The following is a 2,518-nucleotide window of genomic DNA, read 5'->3' as shown; positions in this document are numbered from 1 at the left end:
GGCGCGCGCATCGCCGGCACCGTCGGCCTGCCGCTGCCCGGCACCGAGATCGTCGTCACCGACCCCGAGACCGGCGTGGAACTGCCGCGGGGCGAGATCGGCATGATCGAGGTGCGCGGCCCGAACGTGTTCAAGGGCTATTGGCGCATGCCGGAAAAGACCGCCGCCGAGCTGCGCGAGAACGGCTTCTTCATCACCGGCGACCTGGGGAAATTCGACGAGCGCGGCTATCTGCACATCCTCGGCCGCGGCAAGGATTTGATCATCACCGGCGGGCTCAACGTCTATCCCAAGGAGGTCGAGGCCGAGATCGACGCGCTGCCCGGCGTGGTCGAATCTGCCGTGATCGGCCTTCCGCATGGCGATTTCGGCGAGGGGGTTACGGCGGTCGTGGTCCCGACCGGCAGTCCGGCGCTGGCCGAGGCGGGGGTGTTGGCGGCGCTGGCAGGGCGGCTGGCCAGGTTCAAGCAGCCCAAGCGCGTGCTCTTCGTCGAGGAACTGCCGCGCAACACCATGGGCAAGGTGCAAAAGAACCTGCTGCGCCAGCGCTTCGCCGGGCTCTACGACCAGCCGGGAAGGCGCTGAAGGCCTGACAGGGCGCGGCCTGCGGTCGCCAGGCCGTCTCCGTCTTCCCGGGCATGAAAATCTTCGGGTAAAGGACCGGGGGAAGGCTGTGGCCTCTGCCAGGAAAAGCGCATGGCCTTGCATGGGCCCTGGGCCGGCCCGTCCTTTCCCGACGGGTTCCCGGCCCCAGCCCGGCCCCGGTGCGGCCCCAGCCCGGCCCGGTGCGCGGCAAGGCCCTTGTTCTGGCGCGGTCCGCCCGCGAAAAAGGCCGCCCCCTGCGGGGCGGCCCGGTCCTAGCCGAAGGCGGGTCGGCTTACATCATGCCGCCCATGCCGCCCATGTCGGGCATGCCGCCGGCGGGGGCCTTGGGCTCGGGCTTCTCGGCGATCATCGCCTCGGTGGTGATCAGCAGGCCGGCGACCGAGGCCGCATCCTCCAGCGCGGTGCGAACCACCTTGGCCGGGTCGATCACGCCGAACTTGAACATGTCGCCATATTCCTCGGTCTGCGCGTTGAAGCCGAAGGCCTTGTCCGAGGATTCGCGCACCTTGCCGGCAACCACCGCGCCGTCCACGCCGGCGTTCTCGGCGATCTGGCGCATCGGCGCCTCCAGCGCACGGCGGATGATGGCGATGCCGGCTTCCTGGTCCGAGTTCGCACCGGCCAGCCCTTCCAGCGCCTTGGCCCCCTGCACCAGCGCCACGCCGCCGCCGACCACGATGCCTTCCTGCACCGCGGCCCGGGTCGCGTTCAGCGCGTCGTCCACGCGGTCCTTGCGCTCCTTGACCTCGATCTCGGTCATGCCGCCGACGCGGATCACCGCCACGCCGCCGGCCAGCTTGGCCACGCGCTCCTGCAGCTTCTCGCGGTCGTAGTCCGAGGTGGTCTCCTCGATCTGCTGGCGGATCTGGGCGACGCGCGCCTCGATCTCGGCCTTCTCGCCGGCGCCGTCGACGATGGTGGTGTTGTCCTTGTTGATCGAGATCTTCTTGGCCCGGCCCAGCATGTCGATGGTGACGTTCTCCAGCTTCATGCCCAGGTCTTCCGAGATCACCTGGCCGCCGGTCAGGATGGCGATGTCCTGCAGCATGGCCTTGCGGCGGTCGCCGAAGCCCGGCGCCTTCACCGCGGCGATCTTGAGCCCGCCGCGCAGCTTGTTCACGACCAGCGTCGCCAGGGCCTCGCCCTCGACGTCCTCGGCCACGATCAGGAGCGGCTTTTGCGACTGGATCACGGCCTCGAGCAGCGGCACCATCGGCTGCAGCGACGACAGCTTCTTCTCGTGCAGCAGGATATAGGCATCCTCCAGCTCGGCGATCATCTTGTCGGCGTTGGTGACGAAATAGGGCGAGAGATAGCCGCGGTCGAACTGCATCCCCTCGACGACCTCGACCTCGGTCTCCATGCCCTTGTTCTCTTCGACGGTGATCACGCCCTCGTTGCCGACGCGCTGCATCGCCTCGGCGATCTGCTGGCCGATGAAGGCCTCGCCATTGGCCGAGATGGTGCCGACCTGCGCCACTTCCGAGCTGTCGTTGACCGGGCGGGCGGCGGATTTGATGGCTTCCACGACCTTGGCGGTGGCCATGTCGATGCCGCGCTTGAGATCCATCGGGTTCATGCCGGCGGCCACGGCCTTGAGGCCCTCGCGCACGATGGCCTGGGCCAGAACGGTGGCGGTGGTGGTGCCGTCGCCGGCCTCGTCATTGGTGCGCGAGGCCACTTCGCGCACCATCTGCGCGCCCATGTTCTCGAACTTGTCGGAAAGCTCGATCTCCTTGGCGACCGAAACGCCGTCCTTGGTGATGCGCGGCGCGCCGAAGGACTTGTCGATCACCACGTTGCGCCCCTTCGGGCCCAGCGTCACCTTGACCGCATCCGCAAGGATGTTCACGCCCTTCAGCATCCGGTCACGCGCGTCGCTGTTGAACTTAACTTCTTTCGCAGCCATCTG

At 68.1% G+C, this 2,518-nt stretch carries 2 protein-coding genes; one reads left to right on the top strand and one right to left on the bottom strand.

What is annotated here, in order from left to right:
• On the top strand, window positions 1-585 hold a 585-nt coding region (locus tag IT40_RS26210; RefSeq protein ID WP_036761419.1), incomplete at its 5' end, for an AMP-binding enzyme.
• A gap of 292 nt (window positions 586-877) precedes the next feature.
• Here IT40_RS26210 and groL read toward each other — a convergent pair.
• On the bottom strand, window positions 878-2,515 hold the full coding sequence (groL, locus tag IT40_RS26205) for a chaperonin GroEL (RefSeq protein ID WP_036761420.1): 1,638 nt from the start codon (window positions 2,513-2,515) through the stop codon (window positions 878-880).
• Between the last annotated feature and the right edge of the window lie 3 nt (window positions 2,516-2,518).

Origin of the sequence: Paracoccus versutus (assembly GCF_000763885.1) — a bacterium.
GTDB lineage: Bacteria > Pseudomonadota > Alphaproteobacteria > Rhodobacterales > Rhodobacteraceae > Paracoccus > Paracoccus versutus.
The sequence above is the reverse complement of the archived record's forward strand: the minus strand, read 5'-3'. Positions and strand labels throughout refer to the sequence as shown.